Below are 17437 nucleotides of genomic sequence, written 5' to 3'. Positions count from 1 at the left end.
CACCAATCCTACAGTGATGCCATTCACAAAATAAAAAAATATGAAATACATTTCTTTGTTACTTGTACTGCTGAGCATCACCTTCTCAAGTTGTGAGAAGGATGATATTTGTGATGAGAACACCATTACCACTCCCCGATTGGTTATTACTTTTTATGATATTAATGACCCTTCTACCTTAAAATCAGTGACAGATTTAACCATTATTGCTGAAGGAATGGACACTGGAATAACCTATAACGGAACTACATTAATCAATACGAGTCAAGTGGCAATTCCTTTAAAAACGGAAGCTGATGTTGTAAAATTCAAATTTATTTTAAATTATGAAAATGACAATACAGCCCTAATTAACGAAGACGAAATCGTATTTAATTACAGCCGAACCAATCAATTTGTTTCACGTGCATGTGGTTTTAAAACCAATTATGAATTAAATCAATTGAACCCTTTTACCCATACTGATGCTGCGGTTGCTGATGGAAAATGGATGCAAACAATTTCAATTAAAAACAGATCAATTACAAACGAAAATGAAACACACCTTGAAGTCTATTTTTAGTATTGGTCTTTTTCTCCTGTTTTTTATGGCTCACGCACAAGAAACAAGTGCCAAAAAACCTATTGTTACTCCAGATGCAGGTGTTATCTCTGCGCAAACTGCTACAACAAAACAGGCAAATTTGGCACCAAATAAGGATACCGTAAAGGCTCTACCTAAAACAAATCGATACGGATTGCGAGTGGGTATCGATTTATTTAAATTGAGTCGAGGCTTTTATGACAAAGATTACCAAGGATTAGAATTAGTAGGTGATTATCGCTTAACAAAAAAATATTACCTAGCTGCAGAATTAGGGACTGAAAACAAAACAACTGATGATACCCGACTCAATTTTACAACTAAAGGTTCCTATATAAAAGCAGGTTTTGATTATAACGGCTACGAAAACTGGTTGGATATGGAAAACATAATTTCAGTAGGATTGCGTTATGGTTTCAGTACCTTCAATCAGGAATTAAATAGTTATCGAATTTACAATACGTCACAGTATTTTAGTGAAAATCAAACATTAACTTCTGGAGCAAAATACAACGGCCTAACAGCAAGCTGGATTGAAGTAGTTGCTGGTTTAAAGGCTCAAGTAATAAAAAATGTATTTGTTGGCTTTAGTTTGAGATTAAACACTTTGGTGACCAACAAAAAACCCGACAACTTTGACAACTTATACATTCCGGGTTTTAATAGAACCTATAACGGAAGCTTTGGCGTAGGCTTCAACTATACCGTTAGCTATTTCATACCCCTGTATAAGAAAAAAGTAATTCCTACAAAGGCCAACTAATTTAGAGTCTGGTTGCGCTTACATGCTAAAAAATTGGATTAACCAATTTCGCGAACCCCTTTGATAAAAATCCATTTCATGAAGAGTTTTTCTCCTTGTTGTGTTCGAATGGCTTTGAATTTTGGTGCGATTAATGTCGCGACCACAAAAGCCGTAATTGGAATCCAAAAACCAGTTAAATAGGTGAAACTTGTTATCAAATAACGCACGCTGATAAACAAGATTGCAAAACAACCCAATTGATATAAAAACGCTCTTATTTCTAGTTTTGTCATGATTTTTTTAGTTTAAGAGAGAAAGGTTCTTAGCTTCTCAGAACCTCGCGCTTCAAAAATTACTATTCTTTCGTTTGAAACTTAGTCCGTTTACTTCCTTCGTACATTTCGTATTTCACCAAACGAGATTCGATACTGGCATTAAATAATTTAATTTTTCGAGAAGGTTTCAAACCTACAAATTTCAAGGCTTCCAAATTCCCAGTAATAAACCAAGCATTGGTTCCTGGATAATTTTTCTTTAAAGTATCTCCAATATTTCGGTAAAATTCTTCCATGTGAATATCCAAACGCTCATCATAAGGCGGATTGAAAACAATATGTAATTTTCCCTCGCTCCTTTTTTCACTATCAAAAAAGTTTTCTTCTTGAATGGAAACGTAATCTTCCAAATTAGCATTTCGAATGTTGTCCTTAGCTTTAGCCACAGCAGAGGGTGCTTTGTCATACCCCTTGATGGTGTAATGAAAATCACGAACCTTACCTAGCAAACTATCAACAATTTTATCAAACAAATCATTGTCCCAATCTTTCCATTTCTCGAATGCAAATTCTTTACGATTTATATTAGCTGGAATGTTACAAGCTATCATGGCTGCTTCTGCCAAAAAAGTTCCAGAACCACACATAGGGTCCAAGAAGTCTGACTGTCCGTCCCAGCCTGACAATAGTAAAATCCCCGCTGCTAATACTTCGTTAATCGGCGCAATATTAGTTGCTGTTCTATAACCGCGTTGGTGCAATGAATTTCCAGAAGTATCCAAGGCCACCGAAACTTGGTCTTTATCGATATGAATATTAATTCTTAAATCAGGAAATGCTTTATCAATACTCGGACGTTGTCCTGTACGTTCTCTAAATTGATCTACAATAGCATCTTTACACTTTTGGGAAACAAATTCAGTATGATTAAAAAAAGTAGAGTGAACAGTCGCATCAATCACAAAAGTTTGGTTAGCATTGATAAATTTAGACCAATTGATACTTCCAACACCCTTATACAAAGCCTGCTCATTATTAGCTCTAAAAGTATGAATGGGTTTAAGGATTTTTAATGCCGTACGCAATGCCAAATTAGCCTTGTACATAAAACCTTTATCCCCTTTAAACCGTACCATACGCACTCCTTGTTCTACTTCTTGAGCGCCCAACTGACTTAATTCTTTGGCTAATATTTCTTCAAAACCAAAAAAGGTTTTGGCAATCATTCTAAAATTTTCTTCCATCTGTATCTGTTCCGTATTTCCGTTTTCTATCCAAAAAAGAAGTACACTATTATTTTTTTAATCTTACTCAAAATTTCCCAACCGCTAAGAAACCTATTTTTGCATCTATATGTTTTATTAATACTTAAAAAAATTGACACTAATTCCACTCAAAACGAATCAATAATAATTAAAAACGGCGTATTTGCAGTTATTTTTTCTTTTACCCATTCATTTTATCGTGAACCCTACCAAATTTGTATCATTAAATCATCATACCTTTCTAATTTATGCTTATTGGTATAATTGGCGACGCACTTTTTTATCTCTTTATCTGTACTTGACAGTTAAGTAGGTAATTTTTCAGCAAAAATACACTAAATTTGCCGGATAGAATAAATTGAAAAGAATAAATGTCTTCAGAACAGCACCCCATAACTTCAAATCCTGACGAAACAAAACCTGCATGGTTTAGCTCATGGTTTGACACTCCTTATTATCACATCCTTTACAAAGAACGCAATTACCGTGAAGCTCAGCTATTCATGGACAACCTAACGCATTATCTAAACCTTCCTGAAAAGGCTAAGGTGCTAGATTTGGCTTGTGGAAAAGGACGCCATGCCATCTATTTAAATCAATTAGGGTATGATGTGCTTGGTGCTGATTTATCCGAAAACAGCATCAAAGAAGCCGCCAAAAACAGCAACGCTTATTTGCACTTTAAAGTACATGATATGCGTGAACCCTTTGATGATAAATTTGATGCCATCTTTAATTTATTTACAAGTTTTGGGTATTTTGAAAATGATGACGACAACCTTACCACCCTCAAAGCCATTAAAAACAGCTTGACGGACTATGGTTTTGCTGTCATTGATTTTATGAATGTCAACCAAGTCATCAATTGTCTTGTTCCTCAAGAAATAAAAACCGTTGATGGTATTGATTTTCATATCAAACGATATGTAAAAGATGGTCATATTTTTAAAGAAATTGATTTTGAAGACCAAGGACAAAAATTCCATTTTACTGAAAAAGTAAAAGCATTGACCTTGGAAGATTTTCAAAACATGATGGACGAAGCAGGCATTTACTTATTGGATATTTTTGGTGATTACAAACTGAAAAAATTCCATAAAACCGAAAGTGAACGACTCATCATGATTTTTAAATAAAAAAGGTTTCATCACTTAATGAATTAACTGAAGAAACGCTTCACATTCTAACTGATTAAGTTTATAGCTATAAATTACAAATGAATTACCTCTTACCCCTAGTTTCTGTCCTTTTGGGTTATGGCATTGCCTTGGTTTTAAAACCAAAAAAGAAAAGCAATCTTAAATTACTACTCGCTTTTAGTGGTTCTTTTTTGCTTTCCTTAACGGTAATGCATTTGTTGCCCGATGTATATGAAACCCATAATAATGCTATAGGAATATTTATTATGATTGGTATTTTATTTCAAATTATATTAGAATTTTTCTCTAAAGGAGCTGAACACGGTCACGTACATGGACACCCAAACATGACCCATATTCCTTGGTTGTTGTTCATTAGCCTTTGTATTCACGCTTTTTTGGAAGGATTTCCCGTAGGACATCATGAAGATAATCTCGCCATAGGTATTGCTATTCACCACCTTCCAATTGCCATAATCTTAACCACTTTTTTCATCAATTCGCATCTTAACCAAAAAGCCATTTTTGTTTTCATGACCACTTTTGCCATCATGACTCCTCTAGGAACGTTTGTTTCGGATTATGTTCCAATATTAAGCCAGTTTCAAACAGAAATTACCGCAATAGTCATTGGTATTTTATTTCATATCTCCTCTACTATAATATTTGAAAGTAGCGAGGGGCATAAATTTAATGTGGCCAAAGTGTCCATGATTGTGCTAGGAATTGTATTAGCGTTTTTTTTATAAAATTTCCTGTATCTTTGGGGAATACTCTACATTCAAAAATATGTCACAAAACGTTCCAGATTTAAAATTAGCCGTTCTTATTGATGCCGATAACGTTCCGTACAGCAATGTCAAAGGAATGATGGAAGAAATAGCCAAATATGGCACACCCACCACCAAACGTATTTATGCTGACTGGACAAAACCTAACGCCAATGGTTGGAAAGGGGTGTTATTAGAACATGCTATTACTCCTATTCAACAATACAGCTATACTACCGGTAAAAACTCTTCGGACTCTGCATTGATTATCGATGCGATGGATTTACTATATTCGGGCAAATTAGATGGTTTTTGTATTGTTTCTAGCGACAGCGATTTTACCCGTCTTGCAACTAGACTTCGTGAATCAGGAATGAAAGTTATTGGAATTGGCGAGCAAAAAACCCCAAAACCCTTTATTAGCGCTTGTGACCGATTTATTTTCATCGAAGTACTTGATGGAATAAACAAGAAAAAAACACCAAAAACGACTGTTGACACTAAAAAACCTGCTGGAAAAGTACCTGCCAAAGCGCCTGAAAAACCAGCTCAAAAACCGCTTAATAAAATTAACGAACCCACCATCGAACTTATTGAATCGACTATTGAAGACCTCGCTGACGATGATGGGTGGGCATTCCTTGGTGATGTTGGAAATTTGATTGTAAAGAAAAAACCCGAATTTGACCCTAGAAATTATGGTTTTTCAAAACTTACCCCTATGTTGAAATCTTTATTAGATATTCTAGAAATAGACGAAAGAGATTCAGACAAAAAAGGCATCAAACATGTGTATGTTCGATTAAAACTGAATTAAACACTTGTTGCATGGTTTGGTAAAGTGTTTCTTTTTTGACGGGTTTAGATAAATAATCGTTCATCCCAATATCTATTACCCTTGTTTTGGTTCCTTCCATAACATCTGCTGTTACAGCAATAATAGGAATGGAACTGTTTTCAAGACCAGCTTCTCCGTTTCGTATAGCTATAGTTGCTTCGTAACCATCCATTACTGGCATTTGTAAGTCCATCAAAACAATATCGATTTTATTTGCTTTTAGAGCATCCAAACCTTCTTGACCATTATTCGCAAAAAGTACCTTGGTATTGGCCCATTTTTTCATAATCATTTTTATCACCATTTGATTCACCGAGTTATCTTCAACAACCAAAACCGTTTTGCCTTTCAAATCATATACCTCTGGTTCTATAGCAACTATTTCTTGCAGTGAGGGTGCAACCGTTTCAAAGTCCAATGAAATTGCACAAGTTGTACCTTTGCGAAGATAACTGTTCATAGTCACGGTACCCTCTTGCAAGTCCACCAAGGTTTTTACGATATACAACCCCAATCCTAATCCACCAAATTTTCGTTTATTATCAATATTGTGTTGCGTAAAGGAGTCAAATATCGTAGCCATTTTATCTTTTGATATTCCCACTCCCGAATCAGTAATGGTAAAAAGAAAGCGTGTATGTGTAGCGGAAACCTCACTTGCTTTAACCTCAAATTTAATATAGCCTTCAGCCGTAAATTTTATTGCATTGCTCAAAACATTATTAATGATTTGCGCCAATCGTGCTTCGTCACCTATAATCAAACTTGGCAAAACACCATGTTGTATAAAACTAAAATCCAAGCCTTTATCTAATGCTCTTAATTCGACGCTTTTGGCTACTTGAGTAATTGTGGACAGCGGATTAAAGGCTACTTGATCTAATTTTATCTCTTTTTTTTCAATCTTAGAAAAATCTAAAATATCATTGACAGAACTCAACAAACTGTGTGACGAATACTTAATCACCTGACAATTCTTTTTGATTTTCTCATCTTCAACCTCATTTGAAACCGCATCAATTAAATTCATGATGGCATTCAAAGGGGTTCGCAATTCATGACTGATATTGGATAAAAAATAAGATTTCAAATCATTCATTTCCTCTGATCGTACCAAAGCCAATCGATTCAATTCGTTCTTTTCATTCTTTAGATTTCGAATCAAATTTGCCATAGATAAGGAGAGAAAAATAATTTCCAATCCGGTTCCAAATTTGGAACTGTTTTGGATTAAAAATGTACTAGGCAATATCCCAAAATTATTTAGAATAAATACTCCAAAACCTAAAACTAGGAATAGAATACCACACGTAAAGAAAGAATCAACATTAACTTTTGCTCGTAGCAATACAACAATGGAACTAATGATTAATAGCAAAATAAACAACCCTAAAATATTGGCTATAGGATAACAATAGACCATGGCTGCAGGAACAAAAACTATCAGACCAATCAAAACAAAGGCCAACCCAAATACAACATTAAACATGGTGTGAATGCGCTTATTATGCTCTTTAATTTTCAAGAAAACAGCACTGTATTTACCTAGTAAAACTCCTGTAACCATAGCAAAAAGTAGTACTGAATGTTGTGATAACCAACCACCATCAGGGGTAAAATATTTATAAAAATACCCATCCAACGACAACTGCATCAAACTCACAAAAAATACATACAAACTGTAATACAAAAAACTCAATTCTTTGAGCGCAAAATAGAAGAAAAAATAGATAATCGTCGCTATCAACAAAATCCCATAAAAAATCCCAAAAATAAATTGCTCAAAAGATCCCGTTCTATTAAAACTGTCTGATGAATGCAACACCACAGGCATTTTGATAACTTCACCATCACTTTTTAAATGCAAAAATAAATCAAGTGAAGTTTGAGGGGGAATATGAAGTTTAAAAATAGTTTTCCTATTAGCATAAGCCCTTTGGTCAAAAGGAATATTATCGCCACTTACAGATTTTATTATTTTTCCCGCCTTTCTATTTACTACATACAATTCTACCCTATCGGTAATCGGACGGGCCGTTTCAAAATAGTAGTGTAAATCTAATTTTGAAGCATTTTTAAGGGAAATTTTACCCCAAAAATAATTATTAGTAAATCCTAAGTCGTCATTATCTGATGCTAAAACTTTAGGGTTTAAAGTAGAAAAACGCGCCATAAGCTGCTGAATTTCCAATTTATCTTGGCCTACATCTACAATGGATGTATAGGGGTGTAACGAAATTTTTTGAGGAATAGCTTCTGGTTGAAATACATATTGAGAATAGCTATTACTTATGAACATCATGAAAAAAAAGATCACTAGTCCATTACATTTAAGTGTGGTATTTACTAATGTCATGGTTTTGATTTTGGATTAGATAAACTTACGAGAATTAATCCTTAAAGGTTTTATAAAACCATACATTAATTTTAAACAAAAACACAAACAACTAATAAAGAACAGATTACAACAAAAAAAGGAGCGCTTTTACACGCTCCCATTGTAGGTTTTGGTTTACCATCTTCAACTTATACTTCCAAAATATTCCATCTTATAGTTGAACATTGAGTCATCAGTCTCATGTAAAAGCTTGATGCAAACAAATGATTAATCAAAACCACGTATCAAAGATACGATAAAAACACACCTAAACCATTAATAAACAACACATTAACCTTAATTTAACAAAAAACAGAACTGACTTTGAAGATAATTTTGACTTTCAACCGAATTGCTTTCTTTTCAGCATTGTTCATTTGCTTTGAAAAATCAATTTTAAAAAAAATGTAACTTTGTTGTTTTCAATCCTAAAATACACTCTATGCAACTCGTATTTGCCTCCAATAATAAAAATAAGATTAGAGAAATTCAGCAATTATTACCCGATACCATTCAGATTTTAAGCCTAACCGATATAGGTTGTCACGAAGAAATCCCTGAAACAGCGACTACTATTGAGGGAAATGCCATTCTCAAAGCCAATTATGTTACCCAAAAATACGGTTTCGATTGTTTTGCCGATGACACAGGACTCGAAGTGGCTACTCTTGATGGTGCTCCAGGGGTATATTCAGCGCGTTATGCAGGAGAACCGTCAAATGCTAATGCTAATATGGAAAAGTTACTTCATGCTCTGGACGGCGAGCAACATAGAACTGCTCAATTTAAAACGGTGATTGCCTTGAATTTAAAGGGTAGTCAACAACTTTTTACTGGAATTGCCAAAGGGAAAATCACAACAGAAAAACTTGGAAATGAAGGTTTTGGCTACGACCCCATCTTTCAACCCGAAGGTTATGCCGAAACATTTGCCCAAATGAGCGCAACATTAAAAAACCAAATTAGCCATCGAGGAAAAGCTACACGAGCCCTTATTGCCTTTTTAAACAGATTACAATAACCAATTATTACACAATATTTTGGAGTAAAAGTGAAGCGCATAGACGGTTTTTGAGCTGAAATTTGTAAAATCAGATTATTTTCAAAACCACCACAAACATAACTTTCTGATAATCAAATACAAATAAATCATTAATTCTTAAACAGCTATTAGTTTATATGGATTTTTAACAGTACTTTTGCACCCTATTTAAAATTACATATGAATAAATTTGAACAATTAGGATTGAGTGAATCGTTACTGAAGGCGATTTTAGATCTAGGATTTGAAAATCCGTCAGAAGTACAGGAGAAAGCGATTCCCCTATTATTGGAAAAAGATACAGATTTAGTTGCGTTGGCTCAGACTGGGACAGGGAAAACGGCAGCTTTTGGTTTTCCAGTTATTCAGAAAATTGATGCCGACGACAGAAATACACAGGCGTTAATTTTATCTCCAACACGCGAGTTGTGTTTACAGATTACTAACGAACTTAAAAACTACTCTAAATACGAAAAAGGTATTAATGTGGTAGCAGTTTACGGAGGAGCTAGTATAACAGAACAAGCTAGAGAAATTAAAAGAGGAGCACAAATTATTGTGGCAACTCCAGGTAGAATGCAAGACATGATCAACAGAGGATTAGTAAATATCTCTAAAATCAACTATTGTATTCTTGATGAGGCAGACGAAATGTTGAACATGGGATTCTACGATGATATCGTAAACATCCTATCTACTACCCCAGACGAAAAGAACACTTGGTTGTTCTCTGCTACTATGCCAGCCGAGGTGGCACGAATTGGAAAACAATTCATGAGCAACCCTGTTGAAGTTACTGTAGGAACCAAAAATTCAGGTTCAGCTACGGTATCTCACGAATTTTACCTAGTAAATGCTCGTGACCGTTACGAAGCTTTGAAGCGTTTAGCCGATGCTAATCCAGACATTTTCTCAGTGGTATTTTGTAGAACCAAACGTGATACTCAAGCCATTGCCGAAAAATTAATTGAAGACGGCTACAATGCTGCGGCGCTACACGGAGATTTATCTCAAGCACAACGTGATGGTGTAATGAAATCTTTTAGAAGCAGACAAATCCAAATGCTTGTTGCGACTGATGTTGCCGCTCGTGGAATTGATGTGGACAACGTAACACACGTAGTAAACTACCAATTGCCTGACGAAATTGAAACTTACAACCACCGTTCTGGTCGTACAGGTCGTGCAGGAAGATTAGGAACTTCTATCGTGATTGTAACGAAAAGTGAATTACGTAAAATTTCGTCTATCGAAAGAATCATCAAACAAAAGTTTGAAGAAAAAACAATTCCTTCTGGAATCGAAATTTGCGAAATCCAATTATTACACTTAGCAAATAAAATTAAAGACACAGAAGTTGATCACGAAATTGACAACTACTTACCAGCAATCAATGACGTATTAGAAGGTTTATCTAAAGAGGAATTGATTAAGAAAATGGTATCAGTAGAATTCAACCGTTTCATCAATTATTACAAAAAGAACAGAGATATTTCCGCTTCAAGTTCTGATAGACGTGAAAGAGGTGATAGCGCTCCAAGAGAAGGCGGAAACGCTGGTGGTGCTACTCGTTACTTTGTTAACATTGGTTCAAGAGACAACTTCGACTGGATGCAATTAAAAGATTTCTTAAAAGAAACTCTTGACTTAGGTCGTGATGATGTATTTAAGGTAGATGTAAAAGAAGGCTTCTCTTTCTTTAATACTGATGCTGAACATACAGATAAAGTAATGGAAATTTTGAACAACGTTCAACTAGAAGGACGTCGTATCAATGTTGAAATCTCTAAAAACGATGGTGGTGGAAGACGCGACCATAACGGCAGAAACTCAGGTGGAAGACGTGAGGGAGGAAGACGCGAAGGTGGTTTTGCACCCCGTCGTGAAGGCTCCGGCGGATTTAGAGGAGAAAGAAGTTCAGGTAGCAGAGAAGGCGGTTTTGGAGGTAGAAGACGTGAAGGCGGATTCTCTGACAGAGCTCCAAGAGGAGAAGCTACACCAGATAGAGCTTCTAGACGTTCTGAAAGCTTTGGTGATTCCCCTAGACCAAGAAGACCAAGAAGAGACTAAGACACTCTTCTGTTAATTTTCTTGTAATTATACAACGAAACTACAAAATATTAAAGGTTGATTTATTACTTTTAGAGTCTTAAATCAGTTTATGAAATATTTTGTAGTTTTCTTTTTTTTAACCTTATCCTTGGCCACACAAGCTCAGGAGGTTTCCCTTTCCCAAAAAGTTACAGGTTATATCTATAACGACAATACTAAGCTTCCTTTGAACGATGCTAATGTAATCAACATCAACAAAGTACGTGGAGCACAAACCAACAATAAAGGGTATTTTGAAATCGATGTTCACCCTAACGACACCTTACACATTTCCCTATTAGGTTTTCAATCCTTAAGAGTAAAAGTAACCAACGACTGGTTGAAAAATAAAGTAGCCAAAATCTTTTTGACCGAAAGAGCCATTGCCTTAGAAGAAGTTGTTATCAAACCCTTTAATTTGACTGGTTATTTAGAAGTGGATTCTAAAACCATACCTGTCAAAGAAAACTATCGCTATAGCATTTCAGGACTCACCAGTGGTTATGAAACAGGAGAATACGCTCCTAATGCCTTCAATAAAATATTGGGATCAATATTCAATCCTGCTGATATGCTTTATAATGTCTTTAGCAACAAAGCAAAAGAATTTAGAAAACTCAAAGACATGAAAAAAGACGATACCGTAAGAAATCTTTTAGCTTCCAAATTTGATCGTGAAACTCTTGCTGTATTACTCGGAATTGACAAAAAAGATATCCCTGAAATCTTACAACGCTGTAATTATTCAGAAGCCTTTATACAAACCGCCAACGACCTCCAAATCATGGATGCCATTAGCGGCTGTTATGAAGAATATAAAATTTTGAAAAAAATAAAATAACACCGTAGGTATTTAACTGAATACTATTTTAAAATTTGAGCCGCGTGCTCCTTTGTTTTCACTTTATCAATAACTTCTTCAATAGTACCGTTTTCATCAATTACAAAAGTAATACGATGAATACCGTCATATTCTCGTCCCATAAATTTTTTAGGCCCCCAAACACCAAAAGCTTCAATGACAGCTTTATCTTCATCTGCTAATAACGGAAATGGAAACTCATATTTGTCTTTGAATTTGGCCTGTGCTTTAGCCGAATCAGCACTCACACCCAACAAAGCATAATTATTGGCTTTAAAACGTTCAAAATTATCTCTCAAATCACAGGCTTCAGCCGTACATCCGGGAGTATTGGCTTTTGGATAAAAAAACACTACTAATTTTTTTCCTTTATAATCGGATAAATTATGTGTGTTGCCATCTTGATCAATAGCTGAAAATGCAGGCGCTTTATCTCCTTTTTTTAATGTTATCATCGATATGTTTTTTTTAAGGGTTATAAGATTCTGAGCCACTATACATCTAAGGTTTTAGGTTCATAATTAAAAAAGATTTTAAGTTTCAACCTTGTTACATCTTAATAATCAAATTCAAAATAAAAATCTAAGTTCCTTAGCAACTTTAAACTCAGAATCTAAAAAAGAACTATTTTTACAATTCATAAAAGTACTAAAATGACCAAGCAAGAGCGTGTAACATTTGTTATAAATACGTTAAAAGAATTCTACCCTACTATTCCAATCCCCCTTGATCACAAAGATCCTTACACCTTATTGATTGCGGTTTTATTATCTGCTCAATGTACAGATGTACGCGTGAATCAGATTACACCTTTATTGTTTGCCAAGGCTGACAATCCGTATGATATGGTAAAAATGAGTATCGAAGAGATCAAAGAAATCATTAGACCTTGTGGCCTTTCGCCTATGAAATCCAAAGGCATTCATGGCTTATCAGAAATTTTAATTGAGCAACACAACGGAATTGTGCCGCAAAGCTTTGAGGCGCTTGAAGCGTTGCCTGCCGTAGGACATAAAACTGCCAGCGTGGTTATGTCTCAAGCTTTTGGCGTTCCTGCTTTTCCGGTTGACACCCATATTCATAGGTTGATGTATCGCTGGAATTTGAGTAACGGAAAAAATGTGCAACAAACCGAAAAAGATGCCAAGCGAATTTTTCCAGAACACACTTGGAACGATTTGCATTTGCAAATGATTTGGTATGGAAGAGAATATTCCCCCGCAAGAGGCTGGGACTTAGACAAAGATATCATCACTAAAACAATAGGACGAAAAAGCGTGATTGAAAGTTATTATAAAAAATAAGATTCACTTATCCAATAACATTGAATAAGTGAATCTTACAATACTAAAGAACTACAAAAAACTTAGTTTGAAATAATTTCAAAACTATTTTTTTCGCCTTTGACAACTTTCAAAGCTTTAGAATAATTCAATAGAAAAGAAATGACTTCCTTTTTAGGCTTTTTCACTTTGGAAGTATTGTTTTTCTTAGAGTAGATTTTGGCCATAAGTATCTTAATTAAATTTATACTTAAACGACCATTATTACAAAATATTGTCTAATTGGTTAAAACAATTTGATGTTTATCAATCACCTTACGCAAATTCATAAGAGCATAACGCATTCGACCTAAGGAGGTATTAATACTTACTCCAGTAATTTCTGAAATTTCCTTAAAGCTCATATCCTGATACATACGCATCATCAACACTTCCTTTTGATCCTCAGGAAGCTCCTTTAGTAATTTGCGCACATCACTTTCCACTTGCTCCATAATAATTTGATTCTCTACATTTGGAGATTCATCAGACATAATTGAAAAAATAGAGAAAGCCTCTGTTTCTCTAAACATAGGCATTTTTTTATTTCTTCTAAAATGATCGACTATCAAATTGTGAGCAATACGCATGACCCAAGGAAGAAATTTTCCTTCCTCGTTATACGAATTTGATTTTAAAGTTTTGATTACTTTGATGAAAGTATCTTGGAAAATATCATTGGAAATATCTGTATCCGAAATCTTTGAATAGATAAAACCGTATATTCTGGATTGGTGTCGCTTGATTAATATCTCCAAGGCTTTCTCATTACCTGCCACATAATCTTTAACCAATACAGCATCTGAGAGTTCTAGTATAGCCATAATTTACCTTTTAGTTTAATTAAAAATTTTTGAAATAATTTTTCTAAAAAAGTAATTTTATCGAATAGGCTCTTGGTTATAGATTGATAGATGAACCAAATTTAACAAATATTTATTTTAATATACAAATAATAGGGATTAAAATTACGCTAAGGCAATTTTAATCCCTATTATTTGCTTAATTTATTCATGAATCAAATGCAATCTAAATTCCGTGATTGCTTTCAATTTTTATTGATACACCTTAATATAGTCTATACTAAAATCTTGAGGAAAAATGGCATCATCCACTTCTGGACCTCCAAAATTACCTCCAATCGCCATATTGATGATAAAATAAAAAGGTTGGTCATACGGCCAAATCGCTTCTGTTTTATCTGTTGGATTGAACGTATAAACTAAGATGTTATCTACAAAAAAATCCATTTTATCCTTAGTCCAATCAATTGCATACAAATGAAAACCTTGTTCAATAGTATCTATTCGTGTTCTCTTCGTATTGATGGTATTGCCGTGACTTGCTGTGGTGTGTAAGGAAGTGAAAACCATATGAGGTTCTTTGCCCACATATTCCAAAATATCTATTTCACCACATTGTGGCCAACCTACCGTCTTAATATTGGAACCTAACATCCAGAAAGCAGGCCAAATTCCTTTGCCCACAGGCAATTTGGCTCTAGCTTCAATATATCCGTATTGAAACTCTTTTTTGCCTTGGGTCGTTATTCGGGTAGAAGTGTATTGTGTTCCTTCCTTTTTTGCTGTAATGACTAACTTTCCGTTTTCCATTTTATGGTTCGTCTTTGTGTATAGCTGGCGTTCACTATTGCCCCAACCACAGTTAGGGCATCCATCACCTAGTTCAAAGTTCCAATTTTTAGTATCTAATTCTTTACCATTAAAATGTTCTTCCCATACCAGTTTTTTTCCTTTAGTTTGTGCAAAAGAGAAGGTGGTTGCTAAAAGAACAATAAAAAATTTATTCATGATTATTTTTTTAAATATTGAAAATCAGCTTCGAGTGTTTTAGCCGAACTACCTCCTACAAAGACTTTAAAATCTCCTGGTTCTGCCTCCCACTTTGAATTGGCCGTAAAGAATTCAATGGTTTTAGCATCAATTGTAAAACGTACCGTCTTAGATTCGTTTGGTTGTAATTCAATCATTTCAAAGCCCTTAAGCTCTTTTACTGGACGAGTTACCGTGGCAAACAAATCCCTAATATACAATTGAACCACTTCTTTACCAACGTATTTACCCGTGTTTTTTACCTCAACACTCACCTCAATTTTCTCTTGATTTGAAAAAGCATTTTGGCTCAACTTTAAATTAGAATACTCAAAAGTTGTATAGCTTAATCCATAACCAAAAGGATATAAAGGCGTATTTTTTTCATCAATATAATGCGACCAAAACACACTATCAGGTTCACTCATCTCAGGACGTCCCGTGTTTTTGTAATTATAATAAATAGGTACCTGTCCCACTGAACGAGGAAACGTCATAGGTAATTTACCGCTAGGATTGTAGTCACCGTATAACACTTGCGCAATAGCATGACCACTTTGTGTTCCAAGATGCCAAGCTTCCACAATAGCTGGAATATGAGCATCGGCCCAAGGAATGGCTAAGGGTCTCCCGTTGTTTAAAACCAATACAATATTAGGATTTACTTTGTACACTTCCTCTAATAATTCTTGTTGTACACCAGGCAAACCTATATCGGTTCTGCTGCGTCCCTCACCTGATTGAAGTCCGTGTTCTCCCAAGACCATCACCACTACATCAGCGGTTTTAGCAACTGCAATCGCTTCTGCAAATCCGCTTTTATCTGTCGTATTGATTTTGGTTTCCCAAACAAATTGCGTTCTACCCTCTGCCACATTTGCTCCTTTTGCATACGTTAGTTGGTTTCCTTTGTATTGTTTCATCCCTTCTAAAACGGAAATGGCAGTTTCATCATCAGCGGCGATTCGCCAACTCCCCAAAGGACTGGTTTTATCAGCAGCCAAAGCCCCTATTAAAGCAATCTTTTGCCCTGATTGTTTTAAGGGTAATAACTCTTTTTGATTTTTTAAAAGTACAATTGATTTTTTAGCCATTTCCAAAACACCGTCGTGAAAAGCTTTTTTACCAAGTGTTGCTGCTTCATAACGTTCATCACAATACAAATAAGGGTTATCAAATAATCCTAATTCAAATTTGACTTTTAAAATTCTTCTAGCCGCATCATTAATCAAACTTTCGTTGACTTTACCTTCTTTCACTAGTTCGGCTAAATGTGCTACATAAGCGCTAGATTCCATATCCATATCTGAACCTGCATTGATAGCAATTTCAGCAGCTTGTTTGTTATCCTTTGCATAACCGTGCGCAATCATTTCGTTGATAGAACCCCAATCCGAAACGACAAAACCATCAAATTTCCAATCGCCTTTCAAGATTTGTCTTTGTAAATATTTGTTCCCTGTAGCTGGAATTCCGTTTAACTCATTAAAAGAATTCATGAAAGTACGTACTCCTGCATCAACCGATGCTTTGAATGGAGGAAATACGATGTTTTGCAAGGTAGATTCTCCAATATCCACTGTATTGTAATCTCTACCTGATTCAGCAAAAGCGTAGCCAGCAAAATGTTTGGCACAAGCCAAAATCGTATTCTTTGCTTTCAAATCTTCACCTTGAAATCCTTGAATTCGTGCTACTGCAATTTGGCTACCCAAAAAAGGATCCTCTCCTGAGCCTTCCATTACTCGACCCCAACGGGCATCCCTAGCAATATCTACCATAGGAGCAAAAGTCCAGTTGAGACCTACTGAAGCCGCTTCTTCGGCTGCTATAGCCGCAGATTTTTTGATTTCAACTAAATCCCAACTTGCAGCTTCAGCAAGCGGAATAGGACTAATGGTTTTGTAGCCGTGGATGACATCAAAACCAAATAGTAGTGGGATTCCCAAGCGGGTTTCTTCAACGGCTATTTTTTGCAAAGCCCTAACATCTTTTACGCCTTTTACATTCAACATAGAACCTACTAAACCCTTTTTGAGGTCTTCGTATTTCTTTGCTGCCTGGCCTTCTTTAGGAGTCGGTCCTGTTATTTCCCAAAAACCGTTGTATTGATTGAGTTGTCCTATTTTTTCTTCCAAGGTCATCAATTTCAAAACAGAATCAACTCGCTTATCGAGATTATTTTCATTTGAAAGAACAACCTTAGGTTGGATGATTTTCTGGCTACAATTCACCATTACAATGGCAGTTAGGACAAATGATACTTTTTTTATTATACTCATCTTCATTCATTTTA

General features: G+C 35.2%; 17 protein-coding genes. 9 read left to right on the top strand and 8 right to left on the bottom strand.

Annotated elements, in window-relative coordinates:
• The first annotated feature begins 40 nt into the window (after positions 1-40).
• Together K5R64_RS16890 and K5R64_RS16885 are read left to right on the top strand one after the other, a co-directional pair.
• Positions 41-562 (top strand): DUF6452 family protein, encoded by a 522-nt coding sequence (locus K5R64_RS16890; protein WP_220765116.1) that lies wholly within the window; start codon positions 41-43, stop codon positions 560-562.
• Positions 534-1346 carry a DUF6048 family protein gene (locus tag K5R64_RS16885; RefSeq protein ID WP_220765115.1) on the top strand — a complete coding sequence of 271 codons (813 nt, stop codon included), beginning with the start codon at positions 534-536 and terminating at the stop codon, positions 1344-1346. The genes K5R64_RS16890 and K5R64_RS16885 overlap by 29 nt, the downstream gene beginning before the upstream one ends.
• A 38-nt stretch (positions 1347-1384) precedes the next feature.
• On the opposite strand, the gene K5R64_RS16880 is transcribed toward K5R64_RS16885, so the two are convergent.
• Together K5R64_RS16880 and K5R64_RS16875 are read right to left on the bottom strand one after the other, a co-directional pair.
• On the bottom strand, positions 1385-1621 hold the full coding sequence (locus K5R64_RS16880; RefSeq protein ID WP_220765114.1) for a hypothetical protein: 237 nt from the start codon (positions 1619-1621) through the stop codon (positions 1385-1387).
• Positions 1622-1683: 62 nt separating this feature from the next.
• Complete coding sequence (locus K5R64_RS16875; RefSeq protein ID WP_220765113.1) at positions 1684-2847, bottom strand: class I SAM-dependent RNA methyltransferase; 1164 nt, start codon at positions 2845-2847, stop codon at positions 1684-1686.
• A 392-nt stretch (positions 2848-3239) separates the two neighbouring features.
• On the opposite strand from K5R64_RS16875, the gene K5R64_RS16870 reads away from it, so the two are divergent.
• From K5R64_RS16870 to K5R64_RS16860, 3 genes are all read left to right on the top strand, one after another.
• Complete coding sequence (locus K5R64_RS16870) at positions 3240-4004, top strand: class I SAM-dependent methyltransferase (RefSeq protein WP_220765112.1); 765 nt, start codon at positions 3240-3242, stop codon at positions 4002-4004.
• Positions 4005-4084: 80 nt separating this feature from the next.
• The gene (locus tag K5R64_RS16865) at positions 4085-4756 is read left to right on the top strand and encodes a ZIP family metal transporter (protein WP_220765111.1); all 672 of its coding nucleotides are present in this window, start codon (positions 4085-4087) and stop codon (positions 4754-4756) included.
• Between the two features lie 40 nt (positions 4757-4796).
• The gene (locus tag K5R64_RS16860) at positions 4797-5594 is read left to right on the top strand and encodes an NYN domain-containing protein (protein ID WP_220765109.1); all 798 of its coding nucleotides are present in this window, start codon (positions 4797-4799) and stop codon (positions 5592-5594) included.
• Here K5R64_RS16860 and K5R64_RS16855 read toward each other — a convergent pair.
• On the bottom strand, positions 5560-7971 hold the full coding sequence (locus tag K5R64_RS16855; protein ID WP_220765107.1) for a hybrid sensor histidine kinase/response regulator: 2412 nt from the start codon (positions 7969-7971) through the stop codon (positions 5560-5562). The genes K5R64_RS16860 and K5R64_RS16855 overlap by 35 nt on opposite strands.
• A 463-nt stretch (positions 7972-8434) precedes the next feature.
• Between K5R64_RS16855 and K5R64_RS16850 the strand changes: the two genes are divergently transcribed.
• The 3 genes from K5R64_RS16850 (at position 8435) to K5R64_RS16840 (ending at position 11966) form a co-directional block, all read left to right on the top strand.
• On the top strand, positions 8435-9013 hold the full coding sequence (locus tag K5R64_RS16850) for a non-canonical purine NTP diphosphatase (protein ID WP_220765105.1): 579 nt from the start codon (positions 8435-8437) through the stop codon (positions 9011-9013).
• Positions 9014-9214: 201 nt separating this feature from the next.
• Complete coding sequence (locus K5R64_RS16845) at positions 9215-11104, top strand: DEAD/DEAH box helicase (RefSeq protein ID WP_220765103.1); 1890 nt, start codon at positions 9215-9217, stop codon at positions 11102-11104.
• Positions 11105-11195: 91 nt separating this feature from the next.
• Positions 11196-11966 (top strand): carboxypeptidase-like regulatory domain-containing protein, encoded by a 771-nt coding sequence (locus K5R64_RS16840; protein WP_220765101.1) that lies wholly within the window; start codon positions 11196-11198, stop codon positions 11964-11966.
• Positions 11967-11989: 23 nt separating this feature from the next.
• Here K5R64_RS16840 and bcp read toward each other — a convergent pair whose 3' ends face one another.
• On the bottom strand, positions 11990-12442 hold the full coding sequence (gene bcp, locus K5R64_RS16835; protein WP_220765099.1) for a thioredoxin-dependent thiol peroxidase: 453 nt from the start codon (positions 12440-12442) through the stop codon (positions 11990-11992).
• Between the two features lie 198 nt (positions 12443-12640).
• Here bcp and nth point away from each other — a divergent pair, with 198 nt between their 5' ends.
• Positions 12641-13291: an endonuclease III gene (gene nth, locus K5R64_RS16830; RefSeq protein ID WP_220765097.1), complete on the top strand. Its 651-nt coding sequence runs from the start codon at positions 12641-12643 to the stop codon at positions 13289-13291.
• A 62-nt stretch (positions 13292-13353) separates the two neighbouring features.
• Here nth and K5R64_RS16825 read toward each other — a convergent pair whose 3' ends face one another.
• From K5R64_RS16825 to bglX, 4 genes are all read right to left on the bottom strand, one after another.
• Complete coding sequence (locus K5R64_RS16825) at positions 13354-13497, bottom strand: hypothetical protein (protein WP_220765095.1); 144 nt, start codon at positions 13495-13497, stop codon at positions 13354-13356.
• 51 nt (positions 13498-13548) lie between these two features.
• Positions 13549-14133 carry an RNA polymerase sigma factor gene (locus K5R64_RS16820; protein WP_220765093.1) on the bottom strand — a complete coding sequence of 195 codons (585 nt, stop codon included), beginning with the start codon at positions 14131-14133 and terminating at the stop codon, positions 13549-13551.
• A gap of 231 nt (positions 14134-14364) precedes the next feature.
• Entirely contained in the window at positions 14365-15120 is a 756-nt protein-coding gene (locus K5R64_RS16815) for a family 16 glycosylhydrolase (RefSeq protein ID WP_220765091.1), read from the bottom strand.
• 2 nt (positions 15121-15122) lie between these two features.
• The gene (gene bglX, locus K5R64_RS16810) at positions 15123-17429 is read right to left on the bottom strand and encodes a beta-glucosidase BglX (protein ID WP_220765089.1); all 2307 of its coding nucleotides are present in this window, start codon (positions 17427-17429) and stop codon (positions 15123-15125) included.
• Positions 17430-17437: the final 8 nt, after the last annotated feature.

It is taken from the genome of Flavobacterium sp. UMI-01 (assembly GCF_019656315.1).
In the GTDB taxonomy this organism is placed as follows: domain Bacteria; phylum Bacteroidota; class Bacteroidia; order Flavobacteriales; family Flavobacteriaceae; genus Flavobacterium.
The sequence above is the reverse complement of the archived record's forward strand: the minus strand, read 5'-3'. Positions and strand labels throughout refer to the sequence as shown.

Excerpts from the sequence above, each read along its gene's own strand:
- nth (WP_220765097.1), top strand. The coding sequence starts at position 12,641 with ATGACCAAGCAAGAGCGTGTAACATTTGTTATAAATACGTTAAAAGAA.
- K5R64_RS16860 (WP_220765109.1), top strand. The coding sequence starts at position 4,797 with ATGTCACAAAACGTTCCAGATTTAAAATTAGCCGTTCTTATTGATGCC.
- K5R64_RS16855 (WP_220765107.1), bottom strand. The coding sequence starts at position 7,971 with ATGACATTAGTAAATACCACACTTAAATGTAATGGACTAGTGATCTTT.
- K5R64_RS16890 (WP_220765116.1), top strand. The coding sequence starts at position 41 with ATGAAATACATTTCTTTGTTACTTGTACTGCTGAGCATCACCTTCTCA.
- K5R64_RS16845 (WP_220765103.1), top strand. The coding sequence starts at position 9,215 with ATGAATAAATTTGAACAATTAGGATTGAGTGAATCGTTACTGAAGGCG.
- K5R64_RS16870 (WP_220765112.1), top strand. The coding sequence starts at position 3,240 with ATGTCTTCAGAACAGCACCCCATAACTTCAAATCCTGACGAAACAAAA.
- K5R64_RS16815 (WP_220765091.1), bottom strand. The coding sequence starts at position 15,120 with ATGAATAAATTTTTTATTGTTCTTTTAGCAACCACCTTCTCTTTTGCA.
- K5R64_RS16885 (WP_220765115.1), top strand. The coding sequence starts at position 534 with ATGAAACACACCTTGAAGTCTATTTTTAGTATTGGTCTTTTTCTCCTG.
- K5R64_RS16875 (WP_220765113.1), bottom strand. The coding sequence starts at position 2,847 with ATGGAAGAAAATTTTAGAATGATTGCCAAAACCTTTTTTGGTTTTGAA.
- K5R64_RS16865 (WP_220765111.1), top strand. The coding sequence starts at position 4,085 with ATGAATTACCTCTTACCCCTAGTTTCTGTCCTTTTGGGTTATGGCATT.
- K5R64_RS16850 (WP_220765105.1), top strand. The coding sequence starts at position 8,435 with ATGCAACTCGTATTTGCCTCCAATAATAAAAATAAGATTAGAGAAATT.
- bglX (WP_220765089.1), bottom strand. The coding sequence starts at position 17,429 with ATGAAGATGAGTATAATAAAAAAAGTATCATTTGTCCTAACTGCCATT.
- bcp (WP_220765099.1), bottom strand. The coding sequence starts at position 12,442 with ATGATAACATTAAAAAAAGGAGATAAAGCGCCTGCATTTTCAGCTATT.
- K5R64_RS16880 (WP_220765114.1), bottom strand. The coding sequence starts at position 1,621 with ATGACAAAACTAGAAATAAGAGCGTTTTTATATCAATTGGGTTGTTTT.
- K5R64_RS16840 (WP_220765101.1), top strand. The coding sequence starts at position 11,196 with ATGAAATATTTTGTAGTTTTCTTTTTTTTAACCTTATCCTTGGCCACA.
- K5R64_RS16820 (WP_220765093.1), bottom strand. The coding sequence starts at position 14,133 with ATGGCTATACTAGAACTCTCAGATGCTGTATTGGTTAAAGATTATGTG.
- K5R64_RS16825 (WP_220765095.1), bottom strand. The coding sequence starts at position 13,497 with ATGGCCAAAATCTACTCTAAGAAAAACAATACTTCCAAAGTGAAAAAG.